The 19,416-nt window shown below is 72.5% G+C and carries 19 protein-coding genes; 3 read left to right on the top strand and 16 right to left on the bottom strand.

The genetic code is table 11. The annotated features are described in order from the left end of the window. Positions 1–8: 8 nt before the first annotated feature. From T328_RS02925 to T328_RS02905, 5 genes are all read right to left on the bottom strand, one after another. Entirely contained in the window at positions 9–1,259 is a 1,251-nt protein-coding gene (locus T328_RS02925; protein WP_496494204.1) for a ketosynthase chain-length factor, read from the bottom strand. Then, positions 1,256–2,527: a beta-ketoacyl-[acyl-carrier-protein] synthase family protein gene (locus T328_RS02920; RefSeq protein ID WP_496494203.1), complete on the bottom strand. Its 1,272-nt coding sequence runs from the start codon at positions 2,525–2,527 to the stop codon at positions 1,256–1,258. Before T328_RS02920 ends, T328_RS02925 begins: the two co-directional genes overlap by 4 nt. Then, the gene (locus T328_RS02915) at positions 2,524–2,856 is read right to left on the bottom strand and encodes a TcmI family type II polyketide cyclase (RefSeq protein WP_496494202.1); all 333 of its coding nucleotides are present in this window, start codon (positions 2,854–2,856) and stop codon (positions 2,524–2,526) included. The genes T328_RS02920 and T328_RS02915 overlap by 4 nt, the downstream gene beginning before the upstream one ends. Positions 2,857–2,887: 31 nt before the next feature. Next, a complete protein-coding gene (locus T328_RS02910) occupies positions 2,888–3,583 on the bottom strand; it encodes an antibiotic biosynthesis monooxygenase (RefSeq protein ID WP_496494201.1) in 696 nt (231 codons plus the stop codon). 69 nt (positions 3,584–3,652) lie between these two features. Next, entirely contained in the window at positions 3,653–5,113 is a 1,461-nt protein-coding gene (locus tag T328_RS02905) for an FAD-dependent monooxygenase (RefSeq protein ID WP_496494200.1), read from the bottom strand. A gap of 176 nt (positions 5,114–5,289) precedes the next feature. On the opposite strand from T328_RS02905, the gene T328_RS02900 reads away from it, so the two are divergent. Further along, positions 5,290–5,802, top strand: coding sequence for a nuclear transport factor 2 family protein (locus T328_RS02900; RefSeq protein WP_496494199.1), 513 nt, complete (start codon positions 5,290–5,292; stop codon positions 5,800–5,802). Here the strand turns inward: T328_RS02900 and T328_RS02895 are convergent. From T328_RS02895 to T328_RS02875, 5 genes are all read right to left on the bottom strand, one after another. Next, entirely contained in the window at positions 5,799–6,251 is a 453-nt protein-coding gene (locus T328_RS02895) for a pyridoxamine 5'-phosphate oxidase family protein (protein WP_496494198.1), read from the bottom strand. The genes T328_RS02900 and T328_RS02895 overlap by 4 nt on opposite strands. After that, entirely contained in the window at positions 6,248–7,363 is a 1,116-nt protein-coding gene (locus T328_RS02890) for a 4'-phosphopantetheinyl transferase family protein (protein WP_496494197.1), read from the bottom strand. The genes T328_RS02895 and T328_RS02890 overlap by 4 nt, the downstream gene beginning before the upstream one ends. 2 nt (positions 7,364–7,365) lie before the next feature. Next, complete coding sequence (locus tag T328_RS02885; protein WP_496494196.1) at positions 7,366–9,126, bottom strand: acyl-CoA dehydrogenase family protein; 1,761 nt, start codon at positions 9,124–9,126, stop codon at positions 7,366–7,368. Continuing rightward, positions 9,123–10,079 (bottom strand): aromatase/cyclase, encoded by a 957-nt coding sequence (locus tag T328_RS02880; protein WP_496494195.1) that lies wholly within the window; start codon positions 10,077–10,079, stop codon positions 9,123–9,125. Before T328_RS02880 ends, T328_RS02885 begins: the two co-directional genes overlap by 4 nt. A gap of 284 nt (positions 10,080–10,363) precedes the next feature. Continuing rightward, a complete protein-coding gene (locus T328_RS02875; RefSeq protein ID WP_496494194.1) occupies positions 10,364–11,188 on the bottom strand; it encodes an AfsR/SARP family transcriptional regulator in 825 nt (274 codons plus the stop codon). Positions 11,189–11,585: 397 nt separating this feature from the next. On the opposite strand from T328_RS02875, the gene T328_RS02870 reads away from it, so the two are divergent. Further along, complete coding sequence (locus tag T328_RS02870; protein ID WP_496494193.1) at positions 11,586–12,608, top strand: AfsR/SARP family transcriptional regulator; 1,023 nt, start codon at positions 11,586–11,588, stop codon at positions 12,606–12,608. A gap of 57 nt (positions 12,609–12,665) precedes the next feature. Here T328_RS02870 and T328_RS02865 read toward each other — a convergent pair whose 3' ends face one another. The 5 genes from T328_RS02865 to T328_RS02845 form a co-directional block, all read right to left on the bottom strand. Further along, positions 12,666–13,496 (bottom strand): AfsR/SARP family transcriptional regulator, encoded by an 831-nt coding sequence (locus tag T328_RS02865; protein ID WP_496494192.1) that lies wholly within the window; start codon positions 13,494–13,496, stop codon positions 12,666–12,668. A 223-nt stretch (positions 13,497–13,719) separates the two neighbouring features. Continuing rightward, complete coding sequence (locus T328_RS02860) at positions 13,720–15,252, bottom strand: acyl-CoA carboxylase subunit beta (protein WP_496494313.1); 1,533 nt, start codon at positions 15,250–15,252, stop codon at positions 13,720–13,722. Between the two features lie 77 nt (positions 15,253–15,329). Beyond that, the gene (locus T328_RS02855) at positions 15,330–15,524 is read right to left on the bottom strand and encodes an acyl-CoA carboxylase subunit epsilon (RefSeq protein WP_496494191.1); all 195 of its coding nucleotides are present in this window, start codon (positions 15,522–15,524) and stop codon (positions 15,330–15,332) included. Positions 15,525–15,763: 239 nt separating this feature from the next. Beyond that, positions 15,764–16,510 (bottom strand): ScbR family autoregulator-binding transcription factor, encoded by a 747-nt coding sequence (locus T328_RS02850; protein WP_496494190.1) that lies wholly within the window; start codon positions 16,508–16,510, stop codon positions 15,764–15,766. 650 nt (positions 16,511–17,160) lie between these two features. Then, a complete protein-coding gene (locus T328_RS02845) occupies positions 17,161–17,568 on the bottom strand; it encodes a DUF2795 domain-containing protein (RefSeq protein WP_496494189.1) in 408 nt (135 codons plus the stop codon). Positions 17,569–17,748: 180 nt separating this feature from the next. Here T328_RS02845 and T328_RS02840 point away from each other — a divergent pair, with 180 nt between their 5' ends. Next, complete coding sequence (locus T328_RS02840; protein WP_496494188.1) at positions 17,749–17,949, top strand: hypothetical protein; 201 nt, start codon at positions 17,749–17,751, stop codon at positions 17,947–17,949. Positions 17,950–17,956: 7 nt separating this feature from the next. Here the strand turns inward: T328_RS02840 and T328_RS02835 are convergent, their stop codons facing one another. Next, the gene (locus T328_RS02835; RefSeq protein ID WP_496494187.1) at positions 17,957–19,354 is read right to left on the bottom strand and encodes a sulfatase family protein; all 1,398 of its coding nucleotides are present in this window, start codon (positions 19,352–19,354) and stop codon (positions 17,957–17,959) included. Positions 19,355–19,416 lie beyond the last annotated feature (62 nt).

Genomic DNA, 19,416 nt, shown 5'->3' with positions numbered 1-19,416 from the left:
CGTCCGTCTCAGCCGGTGGTGGTCGGGTGGGCGCGCAGCACCGTGGCGGCGTTGAAGCCGCCGTGGCCGCGGGCGAGTACGAGCGCGTGCCGCAGCACCGCGACCGGCCTGGCCTGGTGCAGCACGAGGTCCAGGTCGTACTCGGGGCAGGGGTCGACGTGCACGGTGGGCGGGATGACCCCGTCGCGCATGGCCAGCAGCGCCGCCGCGACGTCCAGCGGCGCGGCGCCGGAGTACAGCCGGCCGGTCATCGACTTGGGCACGGTGACCGGCACCGCGCGCGGCCCGAAGACCTCGCACAGCGTCTCGGCCTCGACCGCGTCCTCCTCGGGCACGCCCGCGCCGTCGGCGAAGACGACGTCCACGTCGCCGGTGTCCAGACCCGCGTCGGCCAGGGCGATCTCGATCGACCTGCGCAGCGCCCGCTGGTGCGCGTGCCCGGGGCCGGCGCCGGGGCCGGCTCCGGGCCGGGGCTCCAGGGTGGCGCCGTAGCCGGCGATCTCCCCGTAGCTCCGGGCGCCGCGGGCGCGGGCGGCGGCGGCGTCCTCCAGGATGAGGATCGCCCCGCCCTCCCCCGGCACGTAGCCGGTGGCGTCGCGGTCGAACGGCACGTACGCGCGCGTCGGCTCGTCGCGCTCGCTCATCCGCCCGGCGGCCAGCTGCGCCACCCAGCCCCACGGGCACAGCGAGGCGTCGACGGCGCCGGACACCACCAGGGGCGTGCCCTTGCGGATCTGCCGGCGGGCCTGCGCCAGCGCGTCGAGACCGCCGGCCTGGTCGGTGACGACGACGCCGCTCGGCCCCTTCATGCCGTGGCGGATGGAGATCTGGCCGCTGTTGACGGCGTAGAACCAGGCGAAGGACTGGTACGCGGACACGTACTGGCTGCCCTTGGACCACAGGCTCTGCAGCTCGTACTGGCCGAACTCGAAGCCGCCCGCGTGGCTCGCGGTGATCACGCCCATGTCCAGCGGGTCGAACGCCCCGGTGTCGACGCCCGCGTCGGCCAGCGCCCAGTCGGCCGCCGTCAGCGCGAGCCGCGTGACGCGGTCGGTCTGCGGCAGCAGCCTGCTGGGCAGGTGATCGGCGTCGACGAAGCCGGGGATCTCCCCCGCCAGCCGCGCCGGGTAGCCGGACGGGTCGAACCGGGTGATGCGGCCGATGCCGCTCTTGCCGCCGCGGGTCGCCGCCCAGTAGTCGGCGGTGCCCAGGCCGTTGGGCGCGGCGATGCCCAGGCCGGTGACCGCGACCGCGGTCATAGGGGGCTCCTCTCCGGAGTGGCGAGCACCATGGCGCTCTGGAAGCCGCCGAAACCGCTGCCGACGGTCAGCACGGTGTCCACCTGGTGTTCGCGTGCGGTCAGCGGCACGTAGTCGAGGTCGCACTCGGGGTCGGGGGTGTGGAGGTTGGCGGTGGGCGGCACGACGTCGTGCTGCATCGCCAGGGCGGACGCGGCGATCTCGATGGAGCCGATGGCGCCGAGGGAGTGCCCCACCATCGACTTGATCGAGCTGACCGGCGTGCGGTAGGCGTGGTCGCCGAGGCTCTTCTTGAACGCCTCGGTCTCGTGGCGGTCGTTCTGCTTGGTGCCCGAGCCGTGCGCGTTGACGTAGTCGACGTCCCCGGGGTCGAGCCTGGCCTCGTCCATCGCGACCTTGATCGCCTCGGCCATCTCCGCGCCGTCGCGGCGCAGTCCGGTCATGTGGTAGGCGTTCGAGCGGGTGGCGTAGCCGGCGATCTCGGCGTAGATGTGCGCGCCGCGCCGCCTCGCGCTCTGCAGCTCCTCCAGTACGAAGAAGGCGCTGCCCTCGCCGAGGACGAAGCCGTTGCGGGTGCCGTCGAAGGGCCGCGAGGCGGTCTCCGGCTCGTCGTGGCGGGGGGTGGTGGCCTTGATCGCGTCGAAGCACGCCATGGTGATCGGCGAGATCGGCGCGTCCGAGGCCCCGGCCACCATGACGTCCACGGAGCCCTCGCGCAGCAGGTCGACGCCGTAGCCGACGGCGTCGATGCCGGAGGTGCAGCCCGTGGACACCACGGCGGTGGGTCCCTGGCCGCCGACCGCCCAGGCCACCTCGGCCGCGAAGGAGCTGGGGACGAGGTGGTCGTACAGGTGCGGGACGGCGTAGTGGTGGTCCACGAGCTCCAGCCGGCCTCCGTCGCTGACGACCCGGTACTCCGTGTCGAGGCTCATCGTGGCCCCGACGGCGCTGCCGACCGTCACCCCGACCCGGAAGGGGTCGAGCGCCGCGGGGTCGAGGCCGCTGTCGGCGACCGCGTTGCGGGCGGCCACCACCGCGAGCTGGGCCGCGCGGTCCATGCGGCGTACCTCCTGCGGGCTCAGGCCGTGGTCGAGCCCGCAGAAGTCGATCTGCGCCGCGACGCGGGACCGGAACGGGGCGGGGTCGAAGAACGTGATGTCGCGGGTCGCCGTCCGGCCCTCGCTGATCTCCTCCCAGAACGCCTCCCGGCCGACCCCACCGGGCGCTACCACCTCCATCCCGGTGATCACGACGCGACGCCCGGTCATGCGTCCGCCTCCCAGGCGTAGAAGCGCGTGGCCATGGCGTCGCGCGGCGAACGCCAGGTCACCGGGTCGTACGGCTCGATGTACGGCTTCAGGTCGTCGCTGATGCGCACGAACCGGGGGTCGTCCTTGGCCCCCTCGATGCGCTCCTCGCCCTCGTCGGACGCGAAGTCCTGGAGGTGGAAGTACAGCCCGTGGAAGCTGAACAGCTGCCGGCGCCTGGTTCCCATGCGCTCGGGCATGTCGGTCCTGTCGAACTGCTCGAACAGCCGGGCCACATCGGCGGCGGAGTCCGGCATCATCCGGGCCACGATCAGGGTGCTGCGGTGCATGGGTCTCTCTCCTCGCGCTGGTCGGGGGCGGTCACTCACCGGCCTTGCGGCTGTGCACCACGCGGTAGGAGTTCCAGTCGCGCTCGGTGGCCAGCGACTTCAGCCGCGCCATCGACGTGCGGCGGCTCTCCGACTGGCCGGCCTCCGGCACGTTGCGGAAGGCGTCGTGCGCCTCCTTGCTCTCCCACTGGGAGTAGACGACGGCGAAGGCGCCCTCCAGGAAGCGGGCGCGCAGGCCCCGGAACACCGTGTGGGAGCGGTAGCCCGGCACGTCCAGCAGCCACTTCTGGCCCTCGCCCAGCGCCTCGATCAGCTCCGCCTGGTTCTCCTCGGTGGTCTTGAAGACCTCGATGACGGTGAAGTCGTCGCGGTCGGGGGACACTTCGGTGGCGTCTCCCTGGGAGGGGTGGCGCCGGGTGTAGACGATCTCGTTCTGCAGCAGCCGGATGGAGGTGGTGATCTCGGTGAAGACGGGCAGCGTGCGGTGCTTGAACTCCTCGCCCGCGTACCGCGCCTCCAGGTCCTCGCCGCTGCGCCACTGGATGAAGTTGGCGGTGCCCGGGCTCTCCTGGCCGGCGTGCACGGTCGAGGAGAGCCAGCCCTCGAAGGCGGCGGTGTCGACGATCTTCTTCATCTCCGTGATGAGCCGGTCCTGGTTCTCGGGCTTGTCGGTGGTGAACAGGTTGAGGACGGTCAGGTGCTTGTCCTCGGGGGAGAGAATGGGCATGGCGTAGCTCCTTGTGTCCTTGTGTCCTCGTGTCGGTGGAGAAGGGGTTGCGTGCCGGTATGGCAGGTGTCAGGCCGCGGGGCCGAACCAGCGCCCGAGCGCCTCGCCGAGTCCGTCGCCGCTCTCGCGGGTCCCGGCGATCCAGGCGATGTAGCCGTCGGGGCGTACGAGGATCGCGCCGCTCTCCGGCAGGCCCTCACCCGGCTCGGCGGCCACCACGTCGATCCGGTCGCGCCAGGGGCCGGCCGCCGCCCGCAGCCGCGGGCCGCCGGTGAGGTCGAGGAGCACGCCGCGGCCGGTCCGCAGCAGTTCGTACACCGTGGTCTTCGCGCCGTCCGCGACCAGCTCGGCGTCCTCCAGCCGGCGGCCGAGCAGCGGGTGGTCGCCGGGGCCCATGTCGTGCCTGATGTCCAGGCCCGTGACCATGCCGACCAGGTGCCGCTGCACCTCGTCGTGGCGCGTCAGCTCGGCGAACACGTCGCGCAGCGGCGTGACCTCGTCGTCGCCGAGGTAGAGGATGCGCTGGGCGAGGGTGTTGGTGAGGATGCGCTCGCCGACGGGGTGGCGCTCCGTGTGGTACGTGTCCAGCAGTTCGTCGGGCGCCTGGCCCTTCAGCACCAGGGCGAGCTTCCAGCCGAGGTTGACCACGTCCTGGATGCCCGCGCTCATGCCTTGCGCGCCGATCGGCAGGTGGATGTGGGCGGCGTCGCCGGCGACGAAGACCCGGCCGCGCCGGTACTCGGCGGCCTGCCGGCTCACGTCGGTGGTGGAGCTGACCCAGTGCGCGGTGGCGCCGGAGACGTCCTCGCCGGACAGCCGCCCGAACGCCTCGGCGACCTCCTCGAAGGTGATCGGCTCCGTGCCCGTGCGCAGCGGCTCGCGGCGGTCGTAGTAGATGATGCGGCAGCGGTCGGGGCCGAGCGGGAGCACCATCACCATGCCGCCGGGCACCGCCTCGCCGCTGAACCGGGGCCGCAGCCGCACCCCGGAGATGTCGGCGAACCGCAGCTCGATGGCGGGGTCCGTACCGGGGAAGTCGATGCCCGCGGCGGTGCGCACGACGCTGCGGGCGCCGTCGCAGCCGATGACGTATCGCGCCCGCAGGCTGCCGCCGCCGGCGAGGCCGAGGGTGACCCCGTCCGCATCCTGCTCCAGGCCGCTCGCCTCGACGCCGCGGCGCACCTCGACGCCGCGTTCCGCGATCCAGCCCGCCAGCATGCCCTCGGTGCGCGACTGCGGTATTCCGCGGGCGCCGTAGGAACCGCCGGAGAGCACCCGGTAATCGAGCTGGACGCCGCCGAAGTGACCGACGGGAATGACGTCCACGTCACCGAGCCGGCTGAGCAGACCGCGCTGCGCGAATTCTTCGATGGTACGGGCGGAGAAGCCCAGGGCGCGGGACTGCCGCATGGGCTCGGTGAGCTTTTCGAGCACCGTGACGGATATCCCGTGCAGGCTCAGTTCGCCCGCCAGCATGAGCCCGGTGGGCCCCGCACCCACGATGATCACATCTGCTTCATGATTATCCATCGTCGCCCAACTGTCGTCGTTCCCACTGATGTCAGACGAGTATGGGCAGGCGACTCACGGGGGGTAAAGAAGAATCAGTACAGATCTCTGACAGAGAAATACAGAGAAACGTCAAGAATGTCAGATGCACCGCATCGGCGCTTGGCCGGCAGCGGCTCCTGCAGCATCCTCGTGCAATGACATCGACGACCTCGACGACCTCGACACCTTCGGCCGGATCTCCCGCACTCTCCGATATTCTCGACGCCGCGGCGGTGGCCCGGCTCCTCGATTCCTATCTGATCGGTCTCGACACCGGGGAACTCGACGACGACTGGGCCCGCGGGCTTTTCACGGACGACGCCGCCGTCGTGTTTCCGATGAGCCGGCACGACGGCATCGCAGGGCTCGCGGCGTGGCACCGCGAGTCGCTCGCCGCCTTCGCGGCCACCCAGCACCTGCACTCGCCCGCGGTGACCGACGTACGCGGGAGCGTGGCGACGCTGCGCGCGAACCTCGTCTCGACCCACGTGCACCACCCGGGCGGCGACCGCCCGCCGCTCTTCGTCACCGGCACCGGGGTCACCGGCGAGGCCCGGCGCTCGGACGGCGGCCACTGGCGGCTCTCCCGGCTGGAGTTCACCGTCATCTGGATGGAGGGGACGCCGCCCGGCGCCGGTGCGGACCGCCGGGCGGGCGCCGGCGGCTAGCAGTTCAGGCTCATCACCCGCTCGATCCGTATCTCCACCACCACGCGGCCGGGCGGGTTCGGCGGCGGCGACCAGTAGCGCTCGGTGTACCGGCGCACGCCCTCCTGGATGCGGGCGGGGTGCTCTGACACCTCGCCCGGCCCTTCAAGGGTCACCCACCGGAAGCCGTCGACCTGGCACAGCGCGGTCGCGGTGCCAGGCCTGGCGAGCAGGTTGCGGGCCTTGCGGGCCGTCCGCACCGTCAGCACCCGGGCGAGGCCCGCGACGGGGTCCCAGGTGAAGCGCACGGGCGTGAGGTGCGGCGACCCGTCGTGCCTGAGGGTGGTGAGCACGGCGACGTGCGGCGCGGTCAGCAAGGCGGCGACCGCCGGCGCGACGTCGGGCGCGGTCGCGGGGCCGTCCTGGCCGTCCTGGCCGCGGGTCGCCTCGGGGCGGTGGGACAGCGTCATCGTCGGTCGATCCCCCGTACCGCGTCCGGTTCCGTCGGGTCGGCGCCGCGGCCCGGGAGTCTCCCCGGCGGGGCGGGCAGCGGGATGTCGGGCGAACGGAACACGGAGTCCTCCTCGTCCATGGTCCCCTCCTCGGGGTCCTTCTGCGGTCGCGCGGTCCCTGCAGCTTCACGCGCCGCGCTGGGGGCTGGATGGAAGCGCGCCGGAAGACCGGCTCGACGGGCCGTGGAGCCGGGCCGGCGCCCCGTTGCCCTCCGCGGCGCCTGCGGCCGCGGCGCCGGCTCGACCGCCGGCGCTTTCGACTCGACCGCCAGCGCCGCCGGGTCGAGCGCGGCGTCCGCCGCGGTGTCCGCGGCGCCGCACGGCCCTTCGCCGCCGCCGGTGTCCTGCCTGGCCACGCTGAGCAGGTAGCGTCCCAGCACCCGGTGGGTGGCGAACGCCCAGTCGCCGCCGCACGGCGCCGCCGCGCCGTTCGCGCGCCGGAGCGACTCCCCCCGCGGCCCGAAGCCGAAGGCGGTGAAGTCCATGCGCAGACCCTGGCCCATGGCCTTCGCGTACGCCTCCTTCAGCGTCCACAGCCGCAGGAGGTGCGCGGTCCGCCGCCCCGCCGGCATCCGGTCGAGGTCCGCGGACTCCGCCGGGGTGAGGATCCGCGAGCGTACGGCGTCCAGCGCCAGCCGCCGGTCCGCGGGTTCCGCGTCGACGCCGATGCGCCCGACCCGGCTGAGGCCCGCCGCCACCAGCTCGTCGGAGTGCGTGAGCGTCACCTCCAGGTGCTCCAGGCCGCGCAGGTACGGGCGGCCGCCGGGGCGGCGCGCCAGGTCGAGGACGGCCGGGTCGGTGTGCAGCGCCGCGGCGGCGGCGTACCGCAGCAGCAGGCCGGCCGCGGCGAACCGGTAGCGCGCCGCGCCCTGCGGGCTCTGCCGGTAGCGCTGCCAGTCGGTGCCGAGCAGCCCGCGCAGCCCCGGCACCGTCAGCAGCGTGGGGAGCCACTCGCCCCAGGTGGCGAAGACGACGACGCTGCCGTTCTCCGCCAGCCGCCCGGTGACGGCGGGCCCCGCGTACTCCGGCACCGGCACGTGGACCGGTGCCGTGCTCGTGGCCGTACCCACGGCTACCGCCTCCCGAGCGCCGCACCCTGGCCGGCGAGCCGGACGCCGTACAGGTCGAAGCTGCGGAACTGCCGGTGGCGCCGCAACAGTTCGCCGGCGACCGCTTCGGCGGACTCCGCGGCCGGCGTCGGCGTGTCCATGGCCAGCCTCCGGGCGATCCGCCCGAGCGCGACGACCGCCCAGTCCGGTTCGCCCAGCCAGGAGCGGCCCTCGTGCTCCTGCCTGACGACCACGCAGGCCGCGGCGGCGAGCACCCACGCGTAGCGGTCGGCGAGCACCAGCGCCTCCGGCAGCGCGGGGGCGGCGGTGCCGAGGCCGGGCAGCGCCGCGCAGCGGCGCCCCAGGACCCGTACCTCGTCCGCGAACATGCCGGTGAGCCGGGCCAGCGCCCTCGCCGCGCCGCCCGCGCCCGGCGGCCGGGCGGCGGCGTCCAGCAGGGCCGCGGTGAGCACGTCGGCGTGCGCGGCGGGCGCCAGCCGCGCCGCGTCGAAGGGGGCGTCCGGCGGCGCGGGGCCGCTCCCGGGGCGGAACACCGGGCCGCAGGGCGGCTCGACGCCGCCGGGCACGCGCGCGGCGGGCAGCCGCAGGTGCGCCACGAGCGTGCCGAGGCTCCCGCGGTGCCCGGCGTGGCCGAGCCCGGCGGCGGCCAGGTCGCGCACCGTACGCCGGAACCACTCGCCGGCCGGGTCCGGTTCGTACGCGCGGGCGCCCAGCACCCCGGCCAGGTCGTCGAGGACGTCCCGGCAGAGGGCAGAGACCACGTACTGGGCCGCCGCGGCGGCGACGGGCGCGCTCTCCGGCGCGCGCGCCAGCGTGCGCAGCGCCGCCCGGACGAGGCAGTCCCCGGTCAGCAGATCCGTGAAGACGCCCGCCAGCACCCGGTGCCGCCGCCCGCCGCGGCGGGCGGGGCGGTCCCCGGCGAACGCGACGTCCAGCGCGTCCCGCAGCGCGCTGTCGACGCCGCCGACGGCCACGGCCGGCAGCAGGCACCGGGAGACCTGTGCGGTACGCACCTCCAGCGGCACCCCGGCGCCGACGTCCCCGACGAGCTGCGACCGCGGTACGTCGCAGGCGTCCAGCTCGACGCGGGCGAAGCGGGCGCCGCGGCCGTACGGCGACGCCGCGCGCGGGACGTGGCACAGTCGGCCCGCGGGCAGCCGGCGGACGTCGAGCAGCAGCGTCGAGTGGCTCCGCGGCCCGGCGGGGCCGCCGGTGCGGGCGTACGCGAGGAGCGCCTCGGCCCGGTGCGCGTCCGGCCCGGCGGCGCCGTACCCGCTGACCACGAAGCCGCCGGCCGTCGGCCGGGCCCGCAGCCCGCCGCGTACCGGCTCCGCGCCGGTCGCGGGCGCGCGGGGCAGCGCGGCGATCCGCCCGCCGCCGAGCAGCAGCCGCGCCGCCGCCGTGCGCTGCCCCTCGGTGCCGTCCGCCCACACCGCGGCGGCCGCGGCGAGCGGCGCGGCCCCGCGGGTCCAGCCGAGCAGGAAGTGCCGGCGGCTCAGGGGGCGCAGCACGACGGCGAGCCCGTCGAGCCCGTCGAGGCGACCGCCGAGGGCGCGCGGTACCAGCTCCGCGGTGAGCGACACCCCGGCGAGCAGCGCCTCGGTGAGGGCCGGGAGTCCGCCGGCCTCGTCCGCCCGCAGCAGCGCGGCGCGCCCGTGCGGGTTGCGCGGGTCCCGCGGATCGCCGAGCAACGCCTCCAGCCGGGCCGCTCGGTCCGCCGCGGGGCAGGCCGGCGTGGTCGGGGTGGACGGGCTGCCGGTCACCGTGGCCGGACCGCGCTCTCCGCATGCTTCTTCGCCAGGTTCAGCGCGGCGGCGCTGCTGCGCCCCAGCCGCTCCCTGACGCGCCGTATGACGGTCGCGAGGGCCGTCCGGGTGCCGTCGAGGGACCGGGCCACGTCCTCCTGGAGCACCACCTTGTGGTGGGAGACGGCCCGTACGCCGTGGATCTCCGGCTCGATCGACCACTCGCCGGTGTGCGCGGCCATCAGCGACGGCATGGCCGTGTCCTTGTAGACGATCCGGCCCGCGTGCGGGAAGCCGAGGCGCACCGACTGCGAGCGGAGCATCCTGCCGTCGGGGGCGCGGATGTCCATGGCCATCGTCTGGATGCCGGGCTGCCGCTCGCGCAGCTGCACGTTGGAGATGTGCGGGACCCGCCGCGGCCAGTGGCCCGCGCGGTAGAAGAAGTCGTAGACGCGCTCGACGGGACCGTTGACGTGGACGGAGTCCTCGCAGGTGAGCACGAGGTCGTCGAGGCGGCTCCAGCGCGCGGCGAGCGACCTGAGCTGCGCCAGCTCGACCCTGCTGGTGTCGTCCATCGCCCGCATCACCCAGGCGGCGGCGTCGGCGGCGTCCCCGGCGACGAAGAAGTGGTGCCGCAAGGCCACGCGGGCCCGCCCGGGGCCCAGCGGGTCGACGCTCCAGCTGCCGACGACCGCGTTGACCGGCTCGGCCTGCACCTCCAGCCGGAAGTCCACGCGTCGCCGTACCGCGTCGAGCGAACGGACGAGGGTCCACGACCTGATCTCGCCCGCGGCGCTCACCCACATCCGCAGCCGCTGCACCCCGCCGTCGAAGGCGAGTTGCTCCACGTGGATGTGGTGGGGGAAGAAGATGGGCCATCGGCCCACGTCGGCGATGAGGCCGTAGACCACACCCGCGGGAGAAGCCACCTCCATACGCTGGCAGGTGCGGTGCACGTCGCTCGTCGGCATGTGGTGTCCCCTTCCTGGGCCGGATGCCGGTTCTCGTCCCTCGGGTCCCGCTCACAACTTCGCGGGCTCAGCCTGCGGCGCGGCGCTTGAGGGAGCGTGGAAGGGCGCTTGACCGTATGGACCGGCGCGCGGTCCGTACCGGCGGTCACTGCGAGGGGAGACGAAGACCTCCGTGCGGTGCAGTCATGCGCGGCTCCACCACACCGGAGGTCTTCGCCGTGATCGTGATCGATACGCCTGGCGGCGGCGGTGGGGGGCTCGTTCGGGCCGGGCGAGGGTCGGACTCAGACGGCGTACAGGTCGAAGGTGGACGTCCGGCGGGGGCCCGCGACGACGTCGAGCTGCGGGTCGACGGACAGCATGGCGTGGTGCAGGCGTTGGAGTTGCGGCGACGGCTCGACGCCGAGGTCCTCGATCAGCCGGCGGCGCAGCCGGCGGTAGACCTCCAGCGCCGACGCCTGGCGGCCGGACCGGTAGAGGGCCACCATCGCCTGGGAGTGCAGGCCCTCATGCTGGGGGTGGCGGGCGACCAGGTCGGTGAGTTCGGCGATCAGCTCGATGTGCCGGCCGAGTCGCAGGTCGACGTCGATGCGCCGCTCCCGGGTCACCAGCCGGCTCTCCTCCAGCCGGGTCACCTCGATCTCCAGGACCGGGCCGAGCCGGATGTCGACGAGGGCGGAGCCGTCCCACAGGTCGAGTCCGCGGCGGAACAGCTCGGCCGCCTCACGGTCGTCGCCGCGCTCCTCGGCGGCGCGCTGACCGGCCGCGACGAGCCTTTCGTACTCGTAGACGTCCACCCGTTCGGGCGGTATCTGCAGGACGTAGCCCCCGTAGCGGGTGGCGAGGATGTCCTTGGCCGTTCCCGGGGCGTCGGGGCCCATGGCGGTGCCGAGGCGTCTGCGCAGCTGAAGGATGTAGGTCTGCAGGGTGGTCATGGCGCTCGCGGGCAGTTTCGTACCCCAGATCTCCTCCATGAGTGTTGAGACTGGAACAACTCGCCCCGGATATAGGGCGAGCAGTGCCAGGATCTGACGAGGCTTGCTGGCCGTGGGTACCACGGGTGACCCGTTGACCTCGGCGTTAAGCGGACCCAAAACCTTCATTCGCACGGTTTCCTCCGTAGCTCACCCGGCCTCCGCCTTTCTCGGGCAGGCAGCCAGCCGTAGATGTCGATTTTGTCGCATCGTCGGACTCCGACGATCTTCCGCACGAGCCATTGGCAGGAAGCACGTTAACAACCAACCCTGCTTCCCCCCACCGCCCCTGGATCGCCCTTCAAGTGGCCCTCCAATTCTCTTGGTCCGGGAGTACTTAACAATCACCTACACAGAACTTGAGCCTGATTCCACAACACCCTGAAAACCGCTTGAGCAGGCGAGCGTGCGACCGTGCAGGGCCCTAAGATCCTCGTTGGGATAAACACGGCGGGTTGATTCGGCTCGGCCACCTGAGATTTCGCTGCCGCACTCGTTCCGTTCGAGTCCACTGGGGCAAGGAGTAAAAGCGATGGAGTTTCGCATCCTGGGCTCCGTGGAGGTCCACGATGAGCGCACCGGCCTGCGCATCGTGCCGAGCGGAGCCAAGCAGCGCGCTCTCCTCGGCGTGCTCATCACGAAGGCGAACCGAACGGTGCGGGCCCGGCAGCTGATCGACGAACTCTGGGCCGAGACCCCGCCCGCCAACAAGGCCAACGCCCTCCAGGCCCACGTACGGCGGCTGCGCCGGCTGCTGCCTCCCTCCCGCCGCGAAGAGCCGCACCAGGAGTGGATCACCACCTGCTCGGCGGGCTACGCGCTGCGCCTCGGAGGGGCGGCGACGGACGCGGGCCGGTTCCGGCGGAGCGCTCTGGAGGGGCGCTCACTGCTGGACCGCGATCCCGCCCGGGCCGCCCGCTTGCTGCGGCGCGCGCTGGCGTACTGGCGCGGCCCCGTGCTGGACGGCGCGTCGCTCGACATGTGCGCGGGCGAGGTGGCGCAGCTGGAGGAGGCGCGCCTCGTGGCACTGGAGGCGCTGTACGAGGCGTGCCTGCGGACCCGCCGGCACCAGGAGATCACCGGTGAGCTGACCGAGTTGACGGTCCACCATCCGCTCCGGGAACGCTTCTACGACCTGCTGATGGTCGCCCTCTACCGCTGCGGCCGGCCGGCCGACGCGCTGAGCGTGTACGACAGGGCACGCGCCCGGCTCGCCCAGGAGCTGGGCATCGAGCCGGGCCCCGTACTCCGCGGCCGCCTGCGGGCGGTGCTCGACCACGACCCGGGGCTCGATCTGCCGGACTGCGCCGGGCACATGGGCCGACACGGCGGCCCGACGGGACGGCGCCTCGACAGCCTCGACGTCGTCGACGTCGTCGACGCGGGCGGCCCCGGTGCGCGTACGGACACCGCAGGGCCGGGGGACGGCGGCGACCCCGCCCTGCACGGCGAGATCGCCCGGCTGCGGCGCCACATCGACAGACTCACCCGCGACCATCAGGCGCTGCTTCGGCGCTTCGACCAACTCGCCGCCCGCCCCGCGGGCAGCCGCTGACGGACGGCCGCCCGCCGCGGCCGGCAGGCCCGACGAGCGGCACACGGACCACCCCGGTCATCCGTGCCGAGCTGGCTCTGCGCGTGACTCCTCAAGGAGCCCGCGCCCCGGGGTCTGAGCCCTCCGCGAGGTGAGGATGGCCCGCTGCAACCGCTGCAGTCGCGGCGAGGGCTCCAGACCCAGCTCCTCCACGAGCGTGGCGCGCAGCCGCTGGTAGGCGCTCAGCGCCTCGCCGCGCCGCCCGCAGCGGTGGAGCGCCAGCATGAACTGCCGGTGCAGGCTCTCGTGCGTGCGGTGCTGCTTGACGAGCAGGGTCAGCTCGGAGAGGACCTCCCGGTGCCGGCCGAGGCGCAGATCGACCTCCATCCGGCGTTCGAGCGCGCACAGACGCGCCTCCTCCAGGCGGTTGACCTCCATCCGGATGTACGGTCCCGACTGCACGTCAGCGAGGGCGGGGGCGGTCCAGAGGGAGAGCGCGCTGCGCAGCAGCCGCGCGGCGGCGTGGTAGTCCTCCGCGTCGAAGGCGCGGTAGCCGGCGACCAACCGGCGCTCGAACTCGCGGAAGTCGACGCTTCCACCGCAGGTCTCCAGCCGGTACCCGCCGGGCAGGGTGACGAGCACGTCCTTGGCGGCCCGGCGGTCCTTCCCATCCAGCTCCAGCGCCTCCGCGATGAGTTCGCGCAGCTGGAGCACGTAGGTCTGCATGGTGGTGCGGGCGCTCCGCGGCGGATTTCCGCCCCAGAGCTCGTAGATCAGCACCGGGATCGGCACGATCTGATCGGCTCGCAGCGCGAGCATGGCGAGCAGTTTCCTCGGTTTGGGCGCCGTCGGGAGCACAACTTTCCCGCTTATTTGCACCGCTAACGGACCAAGCACTTCGATGTTCATCGCTCCCCCATGTGTGCATCGACCCAGGCCCGGATGCGCCCGTGTCCGCTGCATCGCCCGTGATCACAGTGTGCACCGTGACGCGAATCACTCGATTAAAGATACGGAGCGGTCGGTTTGTCAATGCATCGCCGTATCGATACTCCGGTCACCCGGTGTGACCGCGGCGGTGAACTGCGCTGCCGTGGCGGCCGCGTCGCGCGGCGACATGCGATATTCCGCACTACATGGGCGGATTGCCGTGCTTGCGGGCGGGGAGGTCCGCGTGCTTGACGCGCAGCATCGCCAGGGACCGGATGAGGGTCTGGCGGGTCTCGGTGGGGTCGATGACGTCGTCGACCAGACCGCGCTCGGCCGCGTGGTACGGATGCACCAACTCGGCCTTGTACTGCTTGACCATCTCCGCCCGTTTGGCCTCCGGATCCTCCGCGGCCGCGATGTCCCGACGGAAGATCACGTTCGCCGCGCCCTCCGCACCCATCACCGCGATCTCGTTCGTCGGCCACGCAAACGTCAGATCCGCACCGATCGACTGACTGTCCATCACGATGTACGCACCCCCGTACGCCTTCCGCAGCACCACCGAGATCCGCGGCACGGTCGCATTGCAGTACGCGTACAACAGCTTCGCCCCGTGCCGGATGATCCCCGCGTGCTCCTGATCCACCCCCGGCAAGAACCCCGGCACATCCAGCAGCGTGACGATCGGAATGTTGAAAGCATCACACATCTGCACGAACCGGGCGCCCTTCTCCGACGCCTCCATGTCCAGCACCCCCGCCAACGACTGCGGCTGATTCGCAACCACCCCCACCACCTGACCGTCCAACCGGGTCAGGGCACAGATCAGGTTGGTCGCCCACCGCTCGTGGACTTCGAGGTACTCACCGTCGTCGGTGATCTCCTCGATGACCCTGCGCACGTCATAGGGCCGGTTGCCGTCCGCCGGCACCAGATCCAACAGCACGTCCCCGGCACGGTCGACCGGGTCCACGCAGGTGACCGCCGGCGGGTTCTCCCGGTTGTTCTGCGGCAGCAACGACAGCAGATAACGCACCTCCTCCAGGCACGTCTCCTCGTCGTCATACGCGAAATGACACACCCCCGACGTCTCCGCATGCACGTCCGCACCACCCAGACCGTTCTGGCTGATCTCCTCACCCGTCACCGCCTTGACCACATCAGGGCCGGTGATGAACATCTGCGAGGTGCCCCGGACCATGAACACGAAATCCGTCAACGCCGGCGAGTACGCCGCCCCACCCGCGCACGGGCCGAGCATCACGGAGATCTGCGGGATCACCCCCGAGGACCGCGTATTGCGCTGGAAGATGCCCCCGTAGCCCGCAAGCGCCGACACCCCCTCCTGAATCCGCGCACCCGCACCATCGTTCAACGACACCAACGGCGCGCCCGCCGCGATCGCCCTGTCCATGATCTTGTGGATCTTGTGCGCATGCGCCTCGCCCAACGCACCACCAAAGATCCGGAAGTCATGCGCGTACACGAACACCGTCCGCCCGTGCACCGTCCCCCACCCGGTGATCACACCATCCGTGTACGGCCGCTTCGCCTCCAACCCGAAACCCGACGCCCGATGCCGACGCAACTGCTCCACCTCACAGAACGACCCCTCATCCAGCAACAGGTCGATCCGCTCCCGCGCCGTCAGCTTCCCCCTCGCCCGCTGCGCCGCGGTCGACCGCTCACTCGGCCCCGCCAACGCCTGCCCGCGAATCCGGCGGAACTGCTGCATCCGTTCGCACGCGACTCCGGTCTCGGTACGGAGCCGCGCCGACGCCGGTTCCTCGACGGTCGTCATCAGATGTCCCCTCACTGCCAACTGTGCGGAGCGCGATAGGCGGCGGCGCCTGCCCACGGGCGCCGGCCGGCCGCTGAGTGCGGCGCGTACCCGCCGGGGCGCCCGGCGCGGGTACGCAGTCTCGACAGGACGGCCACCGTGACCGCGGCGAGTTCCTCCGCATCCGCCGAGCCCCGCTCGACCTTCAGCACGCCGACGCCACGCACGGGCCACCTCCTTGAGGTCTTTCGGACACGATCGGCGCCGGTGCTGCAGCACGGCTGGTCTCCCGCTCGACGCCGCCTCGCGCGTCCGCGGACTCCAACGGGACGCAAGCGCCGGCAGAGCGGGCGGCCAGCGCGTGGGGCCCGCCCGGCGGCCGGCGCGGGCGGTGGAGTTCAGGGCCGCGCAAGTGGTCGGCCGCGGGAGCCGCCGTCGTACGGGCGCGCCGAGGCGGCCCGGACGGTCATGCGCCGGCGGCCCTGAGCCCGCCGGGTTCCCCGGCCTCCCCGGCCTCCCCGGCCCTCCGGAGCCGCTCCACGGCCCCCGTCTCCCCCGCCGCTTCCCGCTCCTCGAACCGGCGGTCCATCTCGGCGACGACCTCCGCCGCGCGCTCGGCGCGGTAGTCCAGCTGCCCGATGACGTGCGGGGCGGCGATGAACGGCAGGAGATGGGCGAAGAGCAGCGACACCTTCTCCTCCAGGTCGTCGCCGTTCGACAGCGTCGCCGAATAGACCTGCACTCCGGTCCAGCAGGCGGATACGACCCAGGCGGTTTCGGCGGGGGTGATGTGCGGCAGCAATTCGCCCTCGTCCTTGGCCTGTTCCAGCAGTCGACGAGTTTCCGCCAGCCACACCGGAATGACGCCGCCGCCGAACAGCCGCTGCATCTCCTGCCCGAGCGACAGCCAGGCGCGCGCGCTGATGACCGGATCCCGGCGCACGCGATAGGCGAGCGCGAGACCCGTATCGATCACTTCCTGGACTCGGTAGTCGCGGGAGGGCGTGTCTATGTCGTTCAACTGCTCGGCCAGGACGCCCTCGGCGAGTGCCCGCTTGGACGGAAAGTGAAAGTACAGGGCGCCTTTCGTGACCCCGGCCCTGGCCAATATCTCGCTGACGGTTGCGGCTTGGTAGCCGCGCTCCCCGAAGACGGACGCAGCCGCGGTGAGGATCTGAGCGCGGGTTCGGACCGCTCGCTCCTGGCGCGCCAAGGGGGACCTCCTGTGATGGACGTTGCCCCGGACTACCGTCCGGGGCGGAGCCGGTTGCGGCCGGGCCGTCGATGCGCGTCTCCTCCTCGGAAAGCGCATCCACGATTGCCGCGAGCCCGCCGCCTGTGGGGAGAGCTCGATCATGCCACACCGACCGATCGCTATCGTGAGCCGCTTGACCCTCAACTGCACAGAGGCCGGCTCGTGCCCCGGTCTCGCGGGCAGGCCCGACCCGCCGTGGCCGCTACCCTCAAATGGTCAGGCCACAACAAAGCCGAGGTAAATTCCGTCCCGGCAGACCCCCCCGGATACGAGCCGATTGGGCACGACCCCGGAAGCAGGGGCCGGCCAGCCGCCGGCGGCCCCGGTGGAACTGGATATCTTCCGTCGGAACCCCGGGCCCTCCGGCATGAATGGCGCTCTGCGCCGGTCGTCACACCCGGGCCGTCATCCGGACGGGTCCGCGTTCGGCGGAGTCCTTCTACGATCCGAGCCGGTTCGCCCGTGCCGGCGCCGCCCCGGGACGGCTGCTCATGACCCCGTTCGGGGAGAGCGCGGTACCGGCCGCAGACTTCGACGAGGAGCCGTTGCGTGCGCATCTGCAGGACATCGAGCGCAGCGCCAGAGGGGCCACGACGGGGCCGCTCAGCTCACGTGCGGCGGTCCTCCCTGCCGAGGCCGAGGGCGTCGGCGATCGCCTGGAGGTTGCCGTACTCCCCGTCGGGAAGCCGCTGAGCCAGCTCCACCAGCCGGTCCGGGGCATGGTTGCGGCGCAGCGTCTTCAGCACCGCCTCGCGGTCGGCGGGGTAGACGCGCCCGAGGTGCCGGCCCAGCTCGCTGCGCAGCTCGACGCCTTCCGCGGTGATCCCCGGGGGCGTGCCGCCGGTGAGCGTGGTGCCGGGTGCGCGGTCCGTCTCCGGCTGGTCCTCTCCCGGCGGCTGGAGCTCGCGCTCCTCCTCCGCGCGGGTGGACCGGTTCGCGCGTAGCTCGCCGCTCATCTCCTTGGCGATCTCGTCGTCGCGTATCGGGCTGGTCTTGTTCCTGCCGTGCTGGGCCATGTCTGCCTCGCCTCCCTGCGGTGCTTGAGGCGTTGCCGATGTGAACCGGGTTCCCAGGGGGACGCGGATGAACCCGGAGATTTCGGAGGGCGGGGATCGGCCGCCGGCCGGTCGGGTTCGTGCAGGTCAGCGCCTGATTACCACGGGCTGGCCGGGCAGCGGGCCGCAGACCGCCGGCAGGTGATCGAACTGCTCCGCTTCCGGCTGCGGCAGGTCGACGCGGGAGCCAAGGCCGCTTCCGGCGGGCTCGGTGGGGCCTCGGTGACCCCGCCCCCGCAGGGCACCTCACCCGTCACCCCGGACACGGCCGCCCCGCCGATCCACCCGCCACCCCACGGCACCCCGAAGCAACCCGGCCGCCCGAAGGGCGACCGGCCTTGAGCACGGTTCAGTCATCCGCCACCCCGCCCAGCAGACCGGCGGTCTTGATGTGCAGGGGCGAGGTGATCGCGCCATGGAGCAGCGGGTCCTCGGTCCGCCGCAGCCACGCGTACAGACGCCGGGAGAGGTCGGCGAGGAGTTCGGCCTGCTCAGGGTCCCCGGCGAGGTCGTTGAGTTCGGCCGGGTCCGCACGCAGGTCGTAGAGTTCCAGGGCGGCGTGGCTCGACTTCGGTCCAGCGATCTGCACCCTGGGGATACAGCGCCGGTGCCAGGACTGACTCGGATCCATGAAGGCGTGCGCGGAGCTGAAGTTGGCGATCAGCTTGTGGGTCCTGGTGCGCAGACAACGGCGCGGGTCGTAGTAGTCGTGATAGGTCATCTCACCGTAGACCTCGGCGTGCGGAGTGTACGGCTGCCCACCGTCGAGCAGCGGCAGGAAGCTGCGGCCGTGCAGGTCGTCGTCCGCGGGCCGCTGAAGGAGTTCGAGCAACGTCGGCACGAAGTCGGTGTGGGAGAGCAGTTCGTCGTGGACGCGCCCGCCGGTCCAGCCGCGTCGCGGGTAGCGGGCGATGAAGGCGACCTCGAGCCCGGGGTCGTACAGGGAGCACTTGGCACGCGGCAGGGCGAGCCCGTGGTCGGTGGTGAAGATCACCAGCGTGTTGTCGGCGATGCCGAGCTCGTCCAGGTGGGCAAGGACCCGGCCCGCGGCGGCGTCCATGTGGCGGACGGCGCCTTGGAGCTCAGCCAGCTCGGTGCGGGCGGCCTCGGTGTCCAGCAGATACGGCGGCACGGCCACGCCCCGGCTGTCGTCGGGCTCGACGTGGTTGCCGAGGAAGCCCTGGACGCCGTGCGGGTCGCGTCGGCCGGGGATGCGGTGCGGCTCGAAGAAGCCGAGTTCCAGGAAGAACGGCTTCTCGCCGGCGGCGAGTTCACTGAGGTGGGCGATGCCGCGATCGGCCACGGGATCGGCGAGTACTTCCGACTTGTCGACGAGGTCGAAGCCCAGTTGCTCGGCGATCTCCTGGTCCGGGAGGGTCCGGGACTCGTGGTGGACGCCGAGCAGAACGCTGCGGTAGCCAGCCTCGCGCAGGATACCGCCGAGGTGGCGCTCGCCGGGGTGCAGGTCCCAGGCGAACTCGTTGTGGGTGAGTCCGAGGACGCCGTTGGCGTGCGGCCAGCGGCCGGTGAAGAGCGCCGCGCGCGACGGGCTGCACTGCGGGGCCGCCGCGAACATGCCGTCGAAGCGAATCCCGTCGGCCGCGAAGGCGTCGAGGTGGGGCGTGTGCACGGTCGGATTGCCGTAGCAGCCCAGCAACCTGCCCAGGTCGTGGCAGTGCATCACCACGATGTTCGGGCGCGGCGGGGCTGACTCGGCCAGGTCCGTCCTCGTAGCCGTCTCGGCCATCCGCGGGCTCCTCTCGGGGGGTCGGCACAGGATGCGTTCGTTAGCTGCTGAGTGTCCGGGGG

The sequence above is a fragment of the Streptomyces sp. CNX435 genome, assembly GCF_059570575.1.
Note: the sequence above shows the minus strand (reverse complement) of the source record. Positions and strands in the feature narration are given on the sequence as shown.